The organism is Citrobacter sp. S39 (genome assembly GCF_009495675.1).
GTDB classification, from domain to species: Bacteria; Pseudomonadota; Gammaproteobacteria; order Enterobacterales; family Enterobacteriaceae; genus Citrobacter; species Citrobacter freundii.
Genome location: NZ_CP045555.1, coordinates 3,530,546 through 3,546,428, shown reverse-complemented (window position 1 = coordinate 3,546,428; position 15,883 = coordinate 3,530,546). Strand labels below are relative to the sequence as shown.

Annotated in this window: 17 protein-coding genes and 1 pseudogene; 9 read left to right on the top strand and 9 right to left on the bottom strand. The window is 50.9% G+C overall.

From position 1 onward, the window contains the following. Positions 1-36: 36 nt before the first annotated feature. Positions 37-636 (bottom strand): TetR/AcrR family transcriptional regulator, encoded by a 600-nt coding sequence (locus tag GFB57_RS16885; protein WP_003029194.1) that lies wholly within the window; start codon positions 634-636, stop codon positions 37-39. Between the two features lie 101 nt (positions 637-737). On the opposite strand from GFB57_RS16885, the gene GFB57_RS16880 reads away from it, so the two are divergent. From GFB57_RS16880 to sodC, 3 genes are all read left to right on the top strand, one after another. Then, a complete protein-coding gene (locus GFB57_RS16880) occupies positions 738-977 on the top strand; it encodes a DUF1289 domain-containing protein (protein WP_003029191.1) in 240 nt (79 codons plus the stop codon). A 49-nt stretch (positions 978-1,026) separates the two neighbouring features. Then, positions 1,027-1,923, top strand: coding sequence for an aldo/keto reductase family oxidoreductase (locus GFB57_RS16875; RefSeq protein WP_003029189.1), 897 nt, complete (start codon positions 1,027-1,029; stop codon positions 1,921-1,923). Between the two features lie 81 nt (positions 1,924-2,004). Beyond that, the gene (gene sodC / locus GFB57_RS16870) at positions 2,005-2,529 is read left to right on the top strand and encodes a superoxide dismutase [Cu-Zn] SodC (RefSeq protein WP_003029187.1); all 525 of its coding nucleotides are present in this window, start codon (positions 2,005-2,007) and stop codon (positions 2,527-2,529) included. On the opposite strand, the pseudogene GFB57_RS16865 reads toward sodC, so the two are convergent. From GFB57_RS16865 to GFB57_RS16855, 3 genes and pseudogenes are all read right to left on the bottom strand, one after another. Next, positions 2,505-4,545 (bottom strand): annotated as a pseudogene (locus GFB57_RS16865) (FUSC family protein). The gene sodC and the pseudogene GFB57_RS16865 sit on opposite strands and share 25 nt — an antisense overlap. After that, the gene (locus GFB57_RS16860) at positions 4,542-5,405 is read right to left on the bottom strand and encodes an HlyD family secretion protein (protein ID WP_003029182.1); all 864 of its coding nucleotides are present in this window, start codon (positions 5,403-5,405) and stop codon (positions 4,542-4,544) included. Before GFB57_RS16860 ends, GFB57_RS16865 begins: the two are co-directional and overlap by 4 nt. Before the next feature lie 2 nt (positions 5,406-5,407). After that, entirely contained in the window at positions 5,408-5,644 is a 237-nt protein-coding gene (locus GFB57_RS16855) for a DUF1656 domain-containing protein (RefSeq protein WP_003029180.1), read from the bottom strand. A 192-nt stretch (positions 5,645-5,836) separates the two neighbouring features. Between GFB57_RS16855 and slyA the strand changes: the two genes are divergently transcribed. Further along, entirely contained in the window at positions 5,837-6,277 is a 441-nt protein-coding gene (gene slyA, locus GFB57_RS16850) for a transcriptional regulator SlyA (RefSeq protein WP_019076732.1), read from the top strand. A 47-nt stretch (positions 6,278-6,324) separates the two neighbouring features. On the opposite strand, the gene slyB is transcribed toward slyA, so the two are convergent. After that, the gene (gene slyB / locus GFB57_RS16845; RefSeq protein ID WP_003029175.1) at positions 6,325-6,792 is read right to left on the bottom strand and encodes an outer membrane lipoprotein SlyB; all 468 of its coding nucleotides are present in this window, start codon (positions 6,790-6,792) and stop codon (positions 6,325-6,327) included. Between the two features lie 274 nt (positions 6,793-7,066). Here slyB and anmK point away from each other — a divergent pair, with 274 nt between their 5' ends. From anmK to pdxY, 5 genes are all read left to right on the top strand, one after another. Continuing rightward, positions 7,067-8,188, top strand: coding sequence for an anhydro-N-acetylmuramic acid kinase (gene anmK / locus GFB57_RS16840; protein WP_003029171.1), 1,122 nt, complete (start codon positions 7,067-7,069; stop codon positions 8,186-8,188). 87 nt (positions 8,189-8,275) lie between these two features. After that, the gene (mliC, locus tag GFB57_RS16835) at positions 8,276-8,605 is read left to right on the top strand and encodes a C-type lysozyme inhibitor (protein WP_003029170.1); all 330 of its coding nucleotides are present in this window, start codon (positions 8,276-8,278) and stop codon (positions 8,603-8,605) included. 59 nt (positions 8,606-8,664) lie between these two features. Next, complete coding sequence (gene pdxH / locus GFB57_RS16830; protein ID WP_003029169.1) at positions 8,665-9,321, top strand: pyridoxamine 5'-phosphate oxidase; 657 nt, start codon at positions 8,665-8,667, stop codon at positions 9,319-9,321. A 126-nt stretch (positions 9,322-9,447) separates the two neighbouring features. After that, positions 9,448-10,722 carry a tyrosine--tRNA ligase gene (tyrS, locus tag GFB57_RS16825; protein WP_003029168.1) on the top strand — a complete coding sequence of 425 codons (1,275 nt, stop codon included), beginning with the start codon at positions 9,448-9,450 and terminating at the stop codon, positions 10,720-10,722. 64 nt (positions 10,723-10,786) lie between these two features. Then, a complete protein-coding gene (gene pdxY, locus GFB57_RS16820; protein ID WP_003029165.1) occupies positions 10,787-11,647 on the top strand; it encodes a pyridoxal kinase PdxY in 861 nt (286 codons plus the stop codon). Positions 11,648-11,730: 83 nt separating this feature from the next. On the opposite strand, the gene gstA is transcribed toward pdxY, so the two are convergent. The 4 genes from gstA to GFB57_RS16800 all read right to left on the bottom strand — a co-directional run bounded on the left by gstA (position 11,731) and on the right by GFB57_RS16800 (position 15,883). Further along, complete coding sequence (gene gstA, locus GFB57_RS16815; protein ID WP_003029164.1) at positions 11,731-12,336, bottom strand: glutathione transferase GstA; 606 nt, start codon at positions 12,334-12,336, stop codon at positions 11,731-11,733. Positions 12,337-12,440: 104 nt separating this feature from the next. Beyond that, positions 12,441-13,946, bottom strand: coding sequence for a dipeptide/tripeptide permease DtpA (dtpA, locus tag GFB57_RS16810; RefSeq protein WP_003029162.1), 1,506 nt, complete (start codon positions 13,944-13,946; stop codon positions 12,441-12,443). A 609-nt stretch (positions 13,947-14,555) separates the two neighbouring features. Then, positions 14,556-15,191, bottom strand: a complete 636-nt coding sequence (gene nth, locus GFB57_RS16805; RefSeq protein ID WP_003029161.1) for an endonuclease III — start codon at positions 15,189-15,191, stop codon at positions 14,556-14,558. After that, positions 15,188-15,883 carry an electron transport complex subunit E gene (locus GFB57_RS16800; RefSeq protein WP_003029158.1) on the bottom strand — a complete coding sequence of 232 codons (696 nt, stop codon included), beginning with the start codon at positions 15,881-15,883 and terminating at the stop codon, positions 15,188-15,190. Before GFB57_RS16800 ends, nth begins: the two co-directional genes overlap by 4 nt.

The following is a 15,883-nucleotide window of genomic DNA, read 5'->3' as shown; positions in this document are numbered from 1 at the left end:
CCGGTCGTCTAGTAATAAAAGAAATAAAAACGCCTGTTAAACGGCAGGCGTTGTGATGATGTTTTTAACGTGCGCCAGCGCATTTTCCAGCGGAGTAGCGCTACGAGAAATCTTGGCCTGTAGGTTGGCGCCAAGCCACAGCGCATACAGTACTTGCGCCTGCTGTAACGGCTCGCCAACAAAGGACAGACAATGGCTGGCCTGACCTTTCTCCAGTGCCTGCGCTAACAGCACAATAATGTGCCGCGCGCCTTTATCCATCGCTGTGCGCATATCTTCTGACAGATCGCACACTTCGGCAGACAGTTTTACAGTTAAACAGCCGCTAATAATGCCGTGCTGGCTAAACTGGTTCAGGGTTTCCTGATAGTAGGCCAGAATGCGGTCGCGGTAGTTTCCCGCACCCGTATCAAAGTGCGTAGCCAGTCGCTGATGATAGGCCGCATAGTGGCGTTCCAGCATCGCGACACCGAACGCTTCTTTAGAGCGAAAATAATGATAAAACGAACCTTTGGGCACTTCAGCGGTTTTCAGTAGTTCGCTTAAACCCATGCCGGTGAAGCCGCGCTGCATACACAGCAGTTCGCCAGTCGCCATTAGATGTTCGCGTGTATCGTGTTCAGTGATTTTGTTCATGAACAGGAGTGTAATAGACCAGTCGGTCTAATGCAATAGCGCTTGCGAGAAATTCAGTTAACGTCTTCAATAAGTATATCAATCTTACTAAAGGAGGGGATGTGGCCGAACAGCTGGAGTTTTTCCCCGTCCAGAGCCCATGCCGTGGAATATGTCAGTCTGACGAACGCGGATTTTGCCGTGGCTGTTTTCGCAGTCGGGATGAACGTTTTAACTGGCAAAAGATGAGCGATGCTCAAAAGCAGGAAGTGCTACGGCTTTGTCGTCAGCGCCTGATGCGTAAATTACGAGCGAACAAAGCCAACCCTTCGGAAGAACCGCAACAACCTTCACTCTTTTAAAAGCGTAATTGCGTATACTCGAGGCACATTCACTTAAAAGGAAGCTGCTATGGTTCAGCGTATTACTATTGCGCCGCAAGGCCCGGAATTTTCTCGCTTTGTGATGGGGTACTGGCGCCTGATGGACTGGAATATGTCCGCGCGCCAGCTAGTCAGCTTTATTGAAGAGCATCTGGATCTGGGCGTGACCACCGTCGATCACGCCGATATCTACGGTGGATACCAGTGTGAAGCGGCGTTTGGTGAGGCAATGAAACTGGCTCCGCATTTGCGTGAAAAAATGCAGATTGTGACCAAATGCGGGATCGCGACGACGGCGCGCGCGGAAAATGCGCTGGGCCATTACATCACCGACAGCGCGCATATTATTGCCAGTGCGGAAGAATCGCTGAAGCTGCTGGCGACCGATCATATTGATCTGTTGCTCATCCACCGTCCCGATCCGCTTATGGATGCTGACGACGTCGCCGACGCTTTCAAAAAATTGCACCACAGTGGCAAAGTGCGTCACTTTGGTGTCTCTAATTTCACCCCGGCACAGTTCTCATTGTTGCAATCGCGTCTGCCGTTTACGCTGGCGACCAACCAGGTTGAAATCTCTCCGGTACATCAGCCGCTCCTGCTGGATGGCACTTTAGATCAACTGCAACAGTTGCGTATTCGTCCAATGGCCTGGTCCTGCCTCGGCGGCGGTCGCTTGTTTAATGACGATGCGTTCCAGCCATTACGAAATGAACTTGCCGCGATTGCAGAAGAGTTAAACGCGCAGTCTATTGAGCAGGTGGTGTACGCCTGGATTTTACGTTTGCCGTCTCAGCCGCTGCCGATTATTGGCTCAGGAAAAATAGAGCGCGTACGCGCCGCCATTGAGTCTGAGACGCTGAACATGTCTCGCCAGCAATGGTTCCGCATTCGTAAAGCTGCACTGGGTTACGACGTACCTTAATCGTGTTTTTGGTGCATCTCCGTTCAAAATTGCGTCACTGGTTTACACTTAACAATCAGACACCTTTTGGACGGAGGTCTTATGAAGCGTTTGAGTTTGGCCATCATCACTCTACTCGCCTGTGCAGGTGCGCAGGCTGCCATTGAAGAAAAAGTGACGATGAATCTGGTCACGTCGCAAGGCGTTGGCCAGGCGATTGGTACGGTCACTATTGCTGAAACCGCAAAGGGGCTGGAGTTTTCGCCCGATCTGAAAGCGTTGCCGCCGGGAGAACATGGCTTCCATGTGCATATGAACGGCAGCTGCCAACCGGCGATTAAAGAAGGGAAAGCCTCAGCCGCGGAATCGGCTGGAGGCCATTATGATCCGCACCAAACCGGCAAACACGAAGGCCCGGAAGGCGCAGGTCATATGGGTGACCTGCCGCTGCTAGTGGTGAATAACGACGGAAACGCCACAACACCGGTCATTGCGCCGCGCCTCAAAACCCTCGATGAGGTTAAAGGCAAAGCGCTGATGATCCATGTGGGCGGCGATAATATGTCCGATCAACCGAAACCGCTTGGCGGTGGCGGAGCGCGCTACGCCTGTGGTGTTATCAAATAATCAACTACTGAGAGTGCCCGGCGGTGGCGCCTGTTCGAGTTGTGAAAGCGAGCAGTGTAGCCGCCAGACCAATGCCGATAACTCCTGTGCAGCAGGTTGATGATGGTGGGCAAGCGTATCGCTGATGCGTTGTAGCTCACTCAGCGTGGCATTCAGTGGTCGTTGCTGGACGCCACGTTCGCTCATTACATCGCGCAGCAGAGAGATACACACGTCCCTGACGCGAGCCAGCGGATCCGAACGCGCCTCCCAGGTGCGCAGTTGCCACACCACGTGCGAGCAGTTCAGCAATACGACCCCCCAGCGTAATAACCAGCGTCGCGCCAGCGCGTCCTGACTGCTGCTGAGCTGGCTGACGTGATGATAGGTCAGCGATTCAAATTCGTTTTCACTGAGTGACGGGTGTCGGCTGAGCTGATCGACAAAATCCCGGCGCAGGGCGCGAATATGACGGCGACTTTTCCGTGCATCCGATCCGGGCCGCAGAATGGCGAAGGCCAGCCATGACAGCGCCACGCCAGTGATTTTCGCCATATTGTCATTCAGGAAATCAGCAAAATCATATACCGGCGGATTGGTCACCGCGATAAACGAACCCATAAATACAATCAGTTGCCCCCAAAGACCTGCCAGGGCTGGCATTTGCAGCTTTAACAGTTGCATGGTGGCGAGTAGCGGGAAGAGAAAAAGAATGAATTGCCAGAGGTCGGAAATTTGCACCATCAGGCCAAACTTAACCACAAAGCTGAACAGCGACAGCAGAACCAGTGTGCGCATCAGCAAAGAAAGCGACTTGAACGGCGTGGCAACGGCGGAATACAGTACGCTGCTGATGGCGGCGAGCGTGAGTGCGCCAGAGCCTGATTCCCATTGTGCGCCAATGCTCCATGCGCCGATAAGCATCAAAGTGCAGAACGTACGTAACCCGCTCCAGATAGCTTCCGCATTATCGGTATGACGGGCAAGCCCCGGCGTGCGGACGATACTAATACGCTCGGCGGTAACGCCATTTTCCAGTAAATGCAGATAATGACTGCTGCGCAGGTAGAGCCGACAAAAATAACGCAGTCGTTGCCAGAAGGCGACGTGTCGATAGTCGCGTGCATCGACGGGTCGCAGTGGGGCAATAATACGTGCAACGGTGTAGCTATTAGCATTGGATTTTATCAGTTCGCTGAGCAACTGTTCGATAATTTCCCGGGTATTGGACGGGGGATTAGGCCAGTTCAACAGCATCCTGCGCAGACTGGAAATCACGCTGGTCATCCTTAACTGTTGATGCAACAGCGAATTGAGCAAAGCATTTTGTCGGCGAAAACGGTAGTGGCTCCAGAACGCCTGAATACGCAGCAGGTTCATGGTAAGAATCTGACCGATAACACCTTCATGGGCTGTGCGAATGGCGTCCGTGGTTTCTGGTTGCCAGAGTAGGCTGGCATGTTCCAGTAAACGTGAATGCATGTTTTTCAATGCAGTCAGTAACGTGATGCCATCGGAGGTGCTGGGCAGGATCATCATCATCACACCGCCACACAAGATACCGACGATGACTTCACACACGCGTGCTTGCGCGATATCCCATAACTGCGTAATTTCCACGGTATTGACCATGGGAAACGCAATGATCGCCGCTGTATAACCTGCCAGTTGAAAGGCGTAGGCAACGTTATTGGTGAAATGCGCACAGGCCCAGGTACAAAAACCGATCCACACCGACATGCTCAGCAAGAACAACCACGGCTCATTAAGGGTATGACCGGCAATAATCAATGCGGCGGTGGCACCCAGTAAGCTACCCGCCACGCGACCCAGACTTTTGCTGATAACCCCGCCAACGGTGGGAAAACTGACTACCGCCGCTGAGGTCATCGCCCAATAGGGTTCGTCCAGATTCAGATAATAAGCAAAAGTTAACGCCAGACACATCGCAATGGTGTTACGCAGCGCATAACGCCACTGTGCCGCCGTGGCTTTAAACCACGGCAAATTGCCAGGTGTCAGGTGAGGTAGTTTCATTTACGCTGGCCAATGGATACGCTGCAGGTTGTACCTGATACCAGCGTGACATCCCGCGGCAGGGCGTCGAATTCGATGCGTACCGGGATACGCTGCGCCAGACGCACCCACGGCACGTTGGGCTTGATATCTGGAATCAGGCCGGAATCACTTTCCACACTTTGATCGTAGATAGCACGACCAATACTGGAAACGTGACCCTGTAACTTTATATCACCGCTGTAGAGCGTGATGAGGGCTGGTGCACCTTCGCGAATGTGGCGCAACTTAGTTTCTTCAAAATACCCCATCACATAAAAAGAGTGACTGTCGACGAGAGCAAACAGAGGCTTCCCGGTTGAAGCGTAGTCTCCGGTACGGGTTGAAAGATTGGTGACCCAGCCCGCTACGGGGGCTTTGACCACCGTTTGCGTCAATTGCCACTGTGCTTGGCGCAGACTGGCCTCTGCTGCTTCAACACTCGCCTGCATGGCTTTCACGTTGAGATTTGCGGTATCCAGATCCTCGGCTGAGATGTAATTTTGCGATAAATGACGGCGACGGTTGGCTTCGTTATTGGCTTTCGCCAGGTCAGACTGCGCTTTTGCGAGTTGCGCTTGCGCATTCAGTTCAGCAATGTGAAATGGCGTCTTGTCGATAATAAAAAGGACATCGCCTTTATTCACAAACTGGTTATCTTTTATATAGAGTTCGCTAATGCTACCTGACACCTGTGGCGTAATGCTGACCTGCTCTGCTCGCACTTTGCCATCACGTGTCCAGGGCGATTGCATATAGTAATTCCACATCCACCATCCGGCGAAAACTGCGATTGCAGCGACTATAATAGTGGAGAAGTATTTAACGGTTTTAAGCGACATAATCACCACGCTATCAGCATAACAAAGGCCAGACATACGCAAAGCGTAAAGAGTGACAGATCCATTAACAAGGGATGCCAGATTTCGCCAGAGTAAATCCAGTCGCGCAGTAGGCGATGAACAACCAGCCAGAGAATAAATCCTGCTACAATCGCCTTGAAAACAGGAGGGAAGTAGACAGATGCGCCGATCATTAAATCTTGTAGGGGCAATCCTGTTGCATTAAACATAAACTTCACGGGCAAAATCCTTGGCGGAAGAGAGCATTGCTATAGGTTTAGCAAAAAAGAGACAATGAGTCTCCGTAACGCATAATGTCTGAAAAAATGTCAGCCGGTAAGCAAATTTGGCAATACATTTGTTTTGGGAATACAAATGCTGCACACTATTCTAAAATCAGCACAATAACTTAGCAAGCTAATTATAAGGAGATGAAATTGGAATCGCCATTAGGTTCTGATCTGGCACGGTTGGTGCGCATTTGGCGTGCTCTGATTGACCATCGCCTGAAACCTCTGGAGTTGACGCAGACGCATTGGGTTACGCTGCACAACATTCATCAGTTGCCGCCGGATCAATCGCAGATTCAGTTGGCTAAAGCGATTGGCATCGAGCAGCCTTCGTTGGTACGTACGCTTGACCAGTTAGAGGAAAAGGGACTCATTTCACGACAGACTTGCGCCAGCGATCGCCGGGCAAAGAGAATTAAACTGACAGAAAAAGCAGAGCCGCTGATCGCTGATATGGAAGCGGTTATCAACAAGACGCGTGGAGAAATTTTGGAAGGGATTTCAGCTGAGGAAATTGATCTGCTGATTAAACTGGTCGCCAGGCTGGAACACAATATTATTGAGCTGCAGTCACAGGGCTGAAGCAAAAAAATGACGTGTGGCCAGGGTCTGACCACACGTGAATTAGATTAGCGTGGAGACACGGTAACCTGGCTGCCGTTGTTAGCCATAACAACGCGCTGGCCGGCTGAAAACTTGGTCGCACCCTGTTTCTGAACCACCATGATGGTATTACCATCATCCTTACGGATTTCCAGTTCCACACCCTGGGTTTTATTCATCGCACCTTGTACGCCTTGACCCGCTACGCCACCGGCAACTGCGCCTGCAGCCGTCGCTAATGAACGACCCGTACCGCCGCCGACGGTGTTACCGAGGAACCCGCCGAGTACCGCACCACCAATAGCACCAATCACGTTTGCGTCATCGCCACCCTGGATTTGCACCGGACGAACATGAACAATCGTACCGTAGGTAACGTTCTGAACTTGTTTCGCTTCGGATGCGGTATACACGTCACCTGAAAGGCTATCATTGTTAACGCAACCCGCTAAAGATACGCCCATTAATGAAACAATCAGCACACGTTTAATCATTTACAAATCTCCTTTGTCACCACGAAACGCTAATAAAGCACCCTTCATGGTTAAATTATATGGCATTTGTGAGCCTAAGATCACATGTTCTACTGGAACAATATGAAAATCTTAACCGAAATCGGATCAACCGAGTATAAACGAATCATTCATGTAATTGATGTAATTAAACGATCATTGTAATGATTAGCCACCAAAAATCATTAAGCAAGCATGGCATTAGTCGACACTTTATGGTTGAGTGTCAAGGCTAATTTGCTTAAAAGGATGACCTATGAAATCGGGCCGTTTTATCGGTGTAATGTCTGGAACCAGCCTTGATGGCGTCGATGTTGTGCTGGCGACAATAGATGAAACGATGGTTGCGCAGCAGGCGAGTCTGACCTGGCCCATCCCCATTCATGTTAAACAAGCGATTCTGGATATCTGCCAGGGGCAGCAGCTTACACTTTCTCAGTTTGGTCAGTTGGACGCACAGCTCGGTTATTTATTTGCTGAGGCAGTGAATGCGTTATTGGCGCAAGAAAAATTGAAACCGCAGGATATCGTTGCGATTGGTTGCCACGGGCAAACCGTGTGGCATGAACCGAACGGTGCTGCGCCACACACGCTGCAAATTGGCGATAACAACCAGATTGTTGCGCGTACAGGGATAACCGTAGTCGGCGATTTTCGTCGACGTGATATCGCCCTTGGCGGGCAGGGTGCACCGCTCGTTCCCGCGTTTCATCAGGCACTGCTGGCACATCCAACGGAACGGCGGATGGTGTTAAACATCGGCGGGATTGCCAATCTGTCTCTGCTTATTCCGCAACAACCCGTTCGCGGATACGACACCGGGCCGGGCAATATGCTGATGGATGCCTGGATCTGGCGGCAATGCGGTCAACCTTACGACAAAGATGCACAGTGGGCCATTTCGGGAATGGTTATCCTGCCGTTACTGCAAAATATGCTTAACGACCCTTATTTCTCCGCGCCTGCGCCGAAAAGTACTGGTCGTGAGTATTTCAATTATGGCTGGATAGAACGTCATCTGGTGCAGTTCCCGGGGATTAGTCCGCGGGATGTGCAGGCGACGCTTGCCGAACTGACCGCGGTGACCATTTCAGAGCAGGTCTTGCTAAGCGGCGGTTGTGAACGGCTCATGGTCTGCGGTGGAGGAAGCCGTAATCCGCTGCTGATGATGCGTCTGGCGGCACTATTGCCGGGAACAGAGGTCACCTCAACTGATGAAGCCGGGATCAGCGGCGATGATATGGAAGCGTTAGCCTTTGCCTGGCTGGCGTGGCGGACACTGGCCGGATTACCTGGAAATCTGCCTTCTGTGACTGGCGCATCAGAGCCGAGCGTTTTAGGGGCGATTTATCCTGCTAACCCACGAACTCAGAGTTAACTGAAATTATTCAGCACCGTATGCCGGTAAACTAGGGATATTAGGGAGGGTTCCATTACCCTCCGGGACCAGGAAAGTCTTCAGGATATGGCTATGAAAAAACTATTGTTAGTGTGTCTGCCGGTACTGCTTAGCGGGTGTAGCGTATACAACCAATTTGTTGAGCGTATGCAAACGGATACGCTCGAATACCGCTGCGACGAAAAACCGCTTACCGTCAAGCTGAACAATACCCGCCAGACGGCAAGCTTTGTTTATGATAATCAGCTATTGAACCTCAAACAGGGCGTGTCGGCATCAGGTGCGCGCTATACCGATGGGATCTACGTTTTCTGGTCTAAAGGCGACGAGGCAACGGTCTATAAACGAGACAGAATTGTGCTAAATAACTGTCAGTTACAGAACCCGAAGCGTTGAGATTTTCACCTGGGCGGCGCACAATAGCGTCACCCACTGACAATCCGTAGCCCAACATCATGTCTGATAACGACGAATTGCAGCAAATCGCGCATCTGCGCCGTGAATACACGAAAGGCGGTCTTCGCCGCCGCGATCTTCCCGCCGAACCCCTTGCGCTGTTTGAGCGCTGGCTGGGGCAAGCCTGTGACGCCAAACTGGCCGATCCCACCGCGATGGTCGTTGCGACCGTCGATGAAAATGGCCAGCCGTATCAGCGTATCGTGTTACTCAAACATTATGATGACAAAGGGCTGGTGTTCTATACCAACCTTGGCAGCCGAAAGGCGCATCAGATCGAGAAAAATCCACGCATCAGCCTTTTATTTCCCTGGCATACGCTGGAACGGCAGGTGATGGTGATCGGCAAGGCTGAGCGTCTCTCCACGTTAGAAGTAGTGAAATACTTCCACAGTCGCCCACGCGACAGCCAGATTGGCGCCTGGGTCTCTAAGCAATCCAGCCGGATCTCAGCTCGTGGTATTCTCGAAAGTAAATTTCTCGAACTGAAGCAGAAGTTTCAGCAAGGAGAAGTTCCGCTGCCCAGTTTCTGGGGCGGCTTTCGCGTGAGTATTGAGCAAATGGAGTTCTGGCAAGGTGGTGAAAACCGCTTACACGATCGTTTTTTATACCAACGCGAAGATAACGCGTGGAAAATTGATCGCCTGGCCCCCTAAAGATGCAAATTTCTTGTTTTAAGCGCTGGTGCTGATCAATCCGGCGCTTTATTCTATGTTTCTTTCGCATCAGGCGAAAAGTCGTGTACCGGCAAAGGTGCAGTCGTTTTATACATGGAGATTTTGATGGCAAGCAGTAACTTGATTAAACAATTGCAAGAGCGGGGGCTGGTGGCCCAGGTGACGGACGAGGAAGCGTTAGCAGAGCGACTGGCGCAAGGCCCGATCGCGCTCTATTGCGGCTTCGATCCTACCGCTGACAGCTTGCATTTGGGGCATCTGGTTCCATTGTTATGCCTGAAACGCTTCCAGCAGGCAGGCCATAAGCCTGTCGCACTGGTAGGTGGCGCAACCGGTCTGATTGGTGACCCGAGCTTTAAAGCCGCCGAGCGTAAACTGAATACCGAAGACACTGTGCAGGAGTGGGTGGATAAAATCCGCAAACAGGTTGCACCGTTCCTCGATTTCGACTGTGGCGACAACTCGGCGATTGCTGCGAACAACTACGACTGGTTTGGCGGTATGAACGTACTGACTTTCCTGCGTGATATCGGCAAACACTTCTCCGTTAACCAGATGATCAACAAAGAAGCGGTTAAGCAGCGTCTGAACCGTGACGATCAGGGGATCTCCTTTACTGAGTTTTCTTACAATCTGCTGCAGGGTTATGACTTTGCCTGCCTGAATAAGCTGCACGGCGTGGCACTGCAGATTGGTGGTTCTGACCAGTGGGGTAACATTACTTCGGGTATCGATTTGACCCGTCGTCTGCACCAGAATCAGGTGTTTGGTCTGACCGTACCACTGATTACTAAAGCTGATGGCACCAAATTCGGTAAGACGGAAGGCGGCGCAGTGTGGCTGGATCCGAAGAAAACCAGTCCGTACAAATTCTACCAGTTCTGGATCAACACCGCCGATGCGGACGTTTATCGCTTCCTGAAATTCTTCACTTTCATGGATATTGAAGAGATCAATGCGCTGGAAGAAGAAGATAAAAACAGCGGTAAAGCGCCGCGTGCCCAGTATGTTCTGGCCGAACAGGTTACGCGTCTGGTTCACGGTGAAGAAGGTCTGGTCGCGGCAAAACGCATTACCGAAAGCTTGTTCAATGGCAATCTCAGCGATTTGAGTGAAGCAGATTTCGAACAGCTGGCGCAGGATGGCGTGCCGATGATCGAGATGGACAAAGGTGCCGATTTGATGCAGGCGCTGGTAGACTCCGAGCTGCAACCTTCTCGCGGTCAGGCCCGTAAGACCATTGCGTCTAACGCGGTGACCATCAATGGTGAGAAGCAGTCCGATCCGGAATATTTCTTCCAGGAGAGTGATATCCTGTTCGGGCGCTATACCTTACTGCGCCGTGGCAAGAAGAACTATTGTCTGATTTGCTGGAAGTAAGATTGAGTTAGCAGGGGCGTGGGAAACTACGCCCCTTTATTTTTTCAGGGTTGTGATAAGTAAAATGAAGAATATCCTCGCCATCCAGTCCCACGTTGTTTTTGGCCATGCGGGCAACAGTGCAGCAGAATTTCCGATGCGTCGTCTTGGCGCAAACGTCTGGCCGTTGAATACCGTCCAGTTTTCAAACCACACGCAGTATGGCAAATGGACCGGTTGCGTTATGCCGCCGAGCCACCTGACTGAAATTGTCCAGGGCATTGCTGATATTGATAAACTCCAGACCTGTGACGCAGTACTGAGCGGCTATCTTGGCTCAGCTGAACAGGGCGAGCATATTCTGGGTATTGTACGTAAAGTAAAAGCGGCCAACCCGCAGGCAAAATACTTTTGCGATCCGGTGATGGGACACCCTGAAAAGGGATGTATCGTAGCTCCGGGTGTGGCGGAATTTCATGTACGTCATGCGCTTCCGGCTAGTGACATTATTGCCCCGAATTTGGTTGAGCTCGAAATTCTGTGCGAGCATGCGGTGAACAATGTTGATGAGGCTGTTGCGGCGGCGCGTGAACTGATCGCTCAGGGACCTGAAATTGTACTGGTGAAGCATCTGGCACGCGCAGGTATTAGCACCGACCGTTTCGAGATGCTGCTGGTCACCGCTGAACAGGCGTGGCATATCAGTCGCCCGCTGGTCGATTTTGGCACACGTCAACCGGTTGGTGTGGGTGATGTTACCAGTGGCTTGTTGCTGGTGAAACTGTTGCAGGGCGCGTCTTTACAGCAGGCGCTTGAGCATGTGACTGCGGCAGTGTACGAAGTGATGATCGCCACTAAAGAGATGCACGAGTATGAGCTGCAGGTGGTGGCCGCGCAGGATCGCATCGCGAAGCCTGAGCACTACTTCAGCGCAACGCAGCTGTAATCAATGCCCGATGGCGTTCACGCTTATCGGGCATATTTTTAGCTGTAGGCCGGGCAAACGCAAGCACCACCCGGCAACAACAATTAATTTAACCCTTCTGCTTTAAGCGCCGCGGCAACCGCCGGGCGTTCAGCCATACGCGCCATATACGCGTCGATATGGCTTAATCCTGCCATATTCAGCTTAACCGCATAGGCCCAACGCAGTACGGTAAACAGGTAGGCATCGGCGATGCTGAAGCGCGGGCCGCAGATCCATTGGTTATCTTTTAGCGAGTCGTTCACATACTGCATTTTTTTCTCCAGCAGCGCGCGAACGGTTGGCTTGAAGTCTTCCGGCGTATCGGGACGGAACAGTGGCGTAAAGCCTTTATGCAGTTCTGTCGCAATGTAGTTAAGCCATTCGATGGTTTTGTAACGGGAGAGGCTGCTGGTAGGGGCAAGGAGCTGACGGTCTGGCACGCTGTCCGCCAGATATTGCATGATGGCGACACCTTCGGTAAGTAGCGTACCGTCATCCAGCAGCAGTGCGGGAACTTGCCCTTTTGGGTTTACCGCGAAAAAATCATCGCCATTTTCCAGACGTTTCTTCATCAGATCAACACCATCCAGCGTGAAATCTTTACCGCTCTCACGAAGTGTGATGTGGGAAGCAAGAGAACAAGCGCCCGGTTTGTAGAACAGTTTCATCGGTAACTCCTTTTGGCTGAGGTATATCGTATGGTAGTGCTACCTCATGCAAAAAAAAAGCCGCTAACAACAGTTAGCGGCCTGAAAATGAGTTTCCCTGAGAATTACGCTGTCGCGGCCTTAGCGGCTTTCTCATCGGCTTCGTCATCCTGAGTCATACGGTTCAGTTTCGGAGCCGTCAGCAGCATCAGAACAGCAATAACAGCCGTCGCAACACCAATCTGCAGGAACACACGACCGTAGACTTCAAGGGACATCAGCGGGTCAGTCACGTTCTCTGGTACAGCCATCATGTTAGCGACGTAGCCACCGATGATGTTTGCACCGGCAGTGGTCAGGAACCAGCTACCCATGATGAAGCCCATCAGGCGTTGCGGAACCAGCTGTGCCACCATTGCCAGACCCAGACCGGAGATCATCAGCTCACCGATACTTTGCAGGCCATAGCAGATAATCAGCCAGTTAACGGAAACGATGCCCGCATCGGTAGCGAATTTCGCGCCCAGCGGCAGGATCAGGAATGCACCGGAACACAGCACCATACCAATCGCAAACTTGGTCGGCATCGGCAGGGTATCGCCCATCTTGTTATAGATAGCGGCGAGGATTGGGCTACCAATGATGATCCAGAACGGGTTCAGCGCCTGGTACTGTTCAGGTTCGAAAGCAATGCCAAGAATAGAGTGCTCAACGTTACGAATCGCAAAGAAGTTCAGTGAGGTCGGCATCTGGCTGTACAGCACGAAGAAGATAATCGCTTCCAGCATCAGAATGAAGGCGACGATCATTTTACGACGTGCAGCGCCTTTCATGGTGAAGGCTTCTTTACCGAAGATAAACACGATACCGATAGCAATTACACCCAGAACCATACGTGCGATCTGCTGGTTGTGCAGCAGCCAGGTCGCAATCGCGATCAGAACCACAACGCCAACGATAGTCAGCAGCAGGTTACGGAAGTTGATTGGTTCAAAGTCAGGTTTAGAACCGTATTGTTTAACCCAGCGCTGACAGAATGCGAAGTTAACAACGGTAATCAGCATACCCACGACGCTCAGCGCGAACGCAGTGCTCCAGCCGTAACGCGCAGCTAACCATGGCGTTGCCAGCATAGAGAAGAATGAACCGATGTTGACGGACATGTAGTACATGGTAAATGCACCATCAAGACGCGGGTCATCTTTGGCATAGCAGGTAGAGAGCAGGGAGGATGGGTTTGCTTTAAACAGGCCGTTACCGACCGCGATAGCCGCCATGCCCATATAAACGATACCCGCATCGTGACCGGACCATGCTACCAACGCATAACCGATGGCCAGGACAACGGCACCCAGCATAATGACACGTTTTGTTCCCAGAACTTTATCACCTAACCAGCCGCCAATGGCAACCAGACCGTACACCAGGGCGCTAAAGGACGAGAAAAGGGTGATGGAATCCGCTTCTGACATACCCAGCTGTTTAACCAGGTAGACGGCCATAATCCCTTGCAGGCCGTAATAACCAAAACGTTCCCACAGCTCAATAGAGAAAATGAGATAGAACGCTTTTGGTTGTTTGAAGGCGTTTAAACTTACGCTTTCTGTTGGTTTATTGTTTGCAGTAGACACTTTTACCTCTTTTTTTACATCCCATATCAACGGGGGTGTTCAGGTACGTGATGAGTCAAGTTCATCCGTCCGATTGTTATAGTGGGAGGGGAAACGGCAAGTAATGTTCACTATCTTGACCATTCAGACAAGTGGTTTGTAATAATCTGTTACATATATCATGACTGGTGAAATCGTCGGGGCTGCGAAATGTTATCTAGCGTTAAATTTCTTCATTTGTAAAATGGCAGATTTTTACACTGTTTAATCACCGCTAAAACCGCAATGTGGCGATATGTTCTGCTATTTAAGGTTGAATCCAGTGATATAGGCCATTATCTGAAAAATAGGCAGTGTAATGTTTTGTTTATAAACTGTGCAGTTAGGTCATCTAATTGTCACCTTAACTAAAAAATAAAAACTTATTAACATTGTGTTAGCTGGATGATCTGGATCACGTATAGATAGAAATTTCTTTTGCTAAAAAAACGATTAACCTGCTCAGGTGTTAATTAACAAGAATATTGCATTAGATTTGAGCAATTGAATGGCATCATTGTCGGGAAAAGAAACATTGGGGAGTGCATAACTAAACGTTATGTATGGGGCAAAGAGGATGCCCCGGCAGTATTAGATATCGACTTTCTCTTTGAATTCGCAGAGATCTTCGATGATACAGGAACCACAACGTGGCTTTCTGGCTATACAGGTGTAGCGGCCATGAAGAATTAACCAGTGGTGGCAATCGACTTTAAATTCACTGGGTACGACTTTCAGTAGCTTTTCTTCTACCTGCTCGACGTTTTTACCTGGGGCGAATTGTGTCCGGTTACATACCCGGAAAATGTGGGTATCTACGGCAATAGTGGGCCAGCCAAAGGCGGTATTTAACACCACATTTGCTGTCTTTCGCCCAACGCCGGGGAGAGCTTCTAACGCAGCACGGTCTTCAGGCACTTCACCATTATGTTGTTCCAGCAGAATGCGGCAGGTTTTAATTACGTTTTCCGCTTTGCTGTTAAACAAACCGATTGTCTTGATGTAGGACTTAACACCTTCAACTCCGAGCTCCAGCATCGCAGCAGGCGTATTGGCGACGGGGTATAGTTTAGCCGTCGCTTTATTGACGCTGACATCGGTGGCCTGAGCGGATAGCAAGACCGAAATCAGCAGTTCAAACGGCGATGTAAAATTAAGCTCGGTTGTCGGATGCGGGTTGTTATCCCGCAGGCGAGTCAGTATTTCCAGACGTTTTGCTTTGTTCATGAGACATTCCCTGTTTCACCAGCCGGACTGTCCGCGACAGCCGCTTCGGCACGACGTTTCTTCATTCTCTCATCAATCAGGTACTTAACTGCCAGCATCAAGCCCAGACCAATAAACGCGCCTGGTGGCAGCATGGCCAGCAGAAACGGCGTATCAGTATGGAAGATCTCAACGCGCAATACTTTGGCCCAGTTACCCAACAAACCGTCTGCGCCATCAAACAGTGTACCGTTACCAATTATTTCACGCAGCGAGCCCAGAACAAACATGGCGCCGGTCGCCCCCATACCGATGGAAAAACCATCGAGTGCGGATAATGCAGGGCCTTTTTTAGCGGCGAAGGCTTCTGCGCGGCCAACAACAATACAGTTGGTCACAATCAGCGGGATAAAGATGCCCAGAGACTGATACAGGCCAAAGGCATAGGCATTGATCAGCATCTGCACCGCACTCACCACGGAGGCGATGATCATGACATAAATTGGAATACGGATTTCAGGCGGAGTCCAGCGACGAAGGGCCGAAATCGTCAGGTTGGTCAGCGTCAGAACTAGCGTCGTCGCGAGCCCCAGCCCCAGCGCGTTAGTAGCGGTAGAGGTAACGGCCAACAGCGGACACATCCCGAGTAGCTGTACAAGCGCGGAGTTATTTTTCCATAACCCCTGGACAATAACGTCTTTAATTTCGCTCAT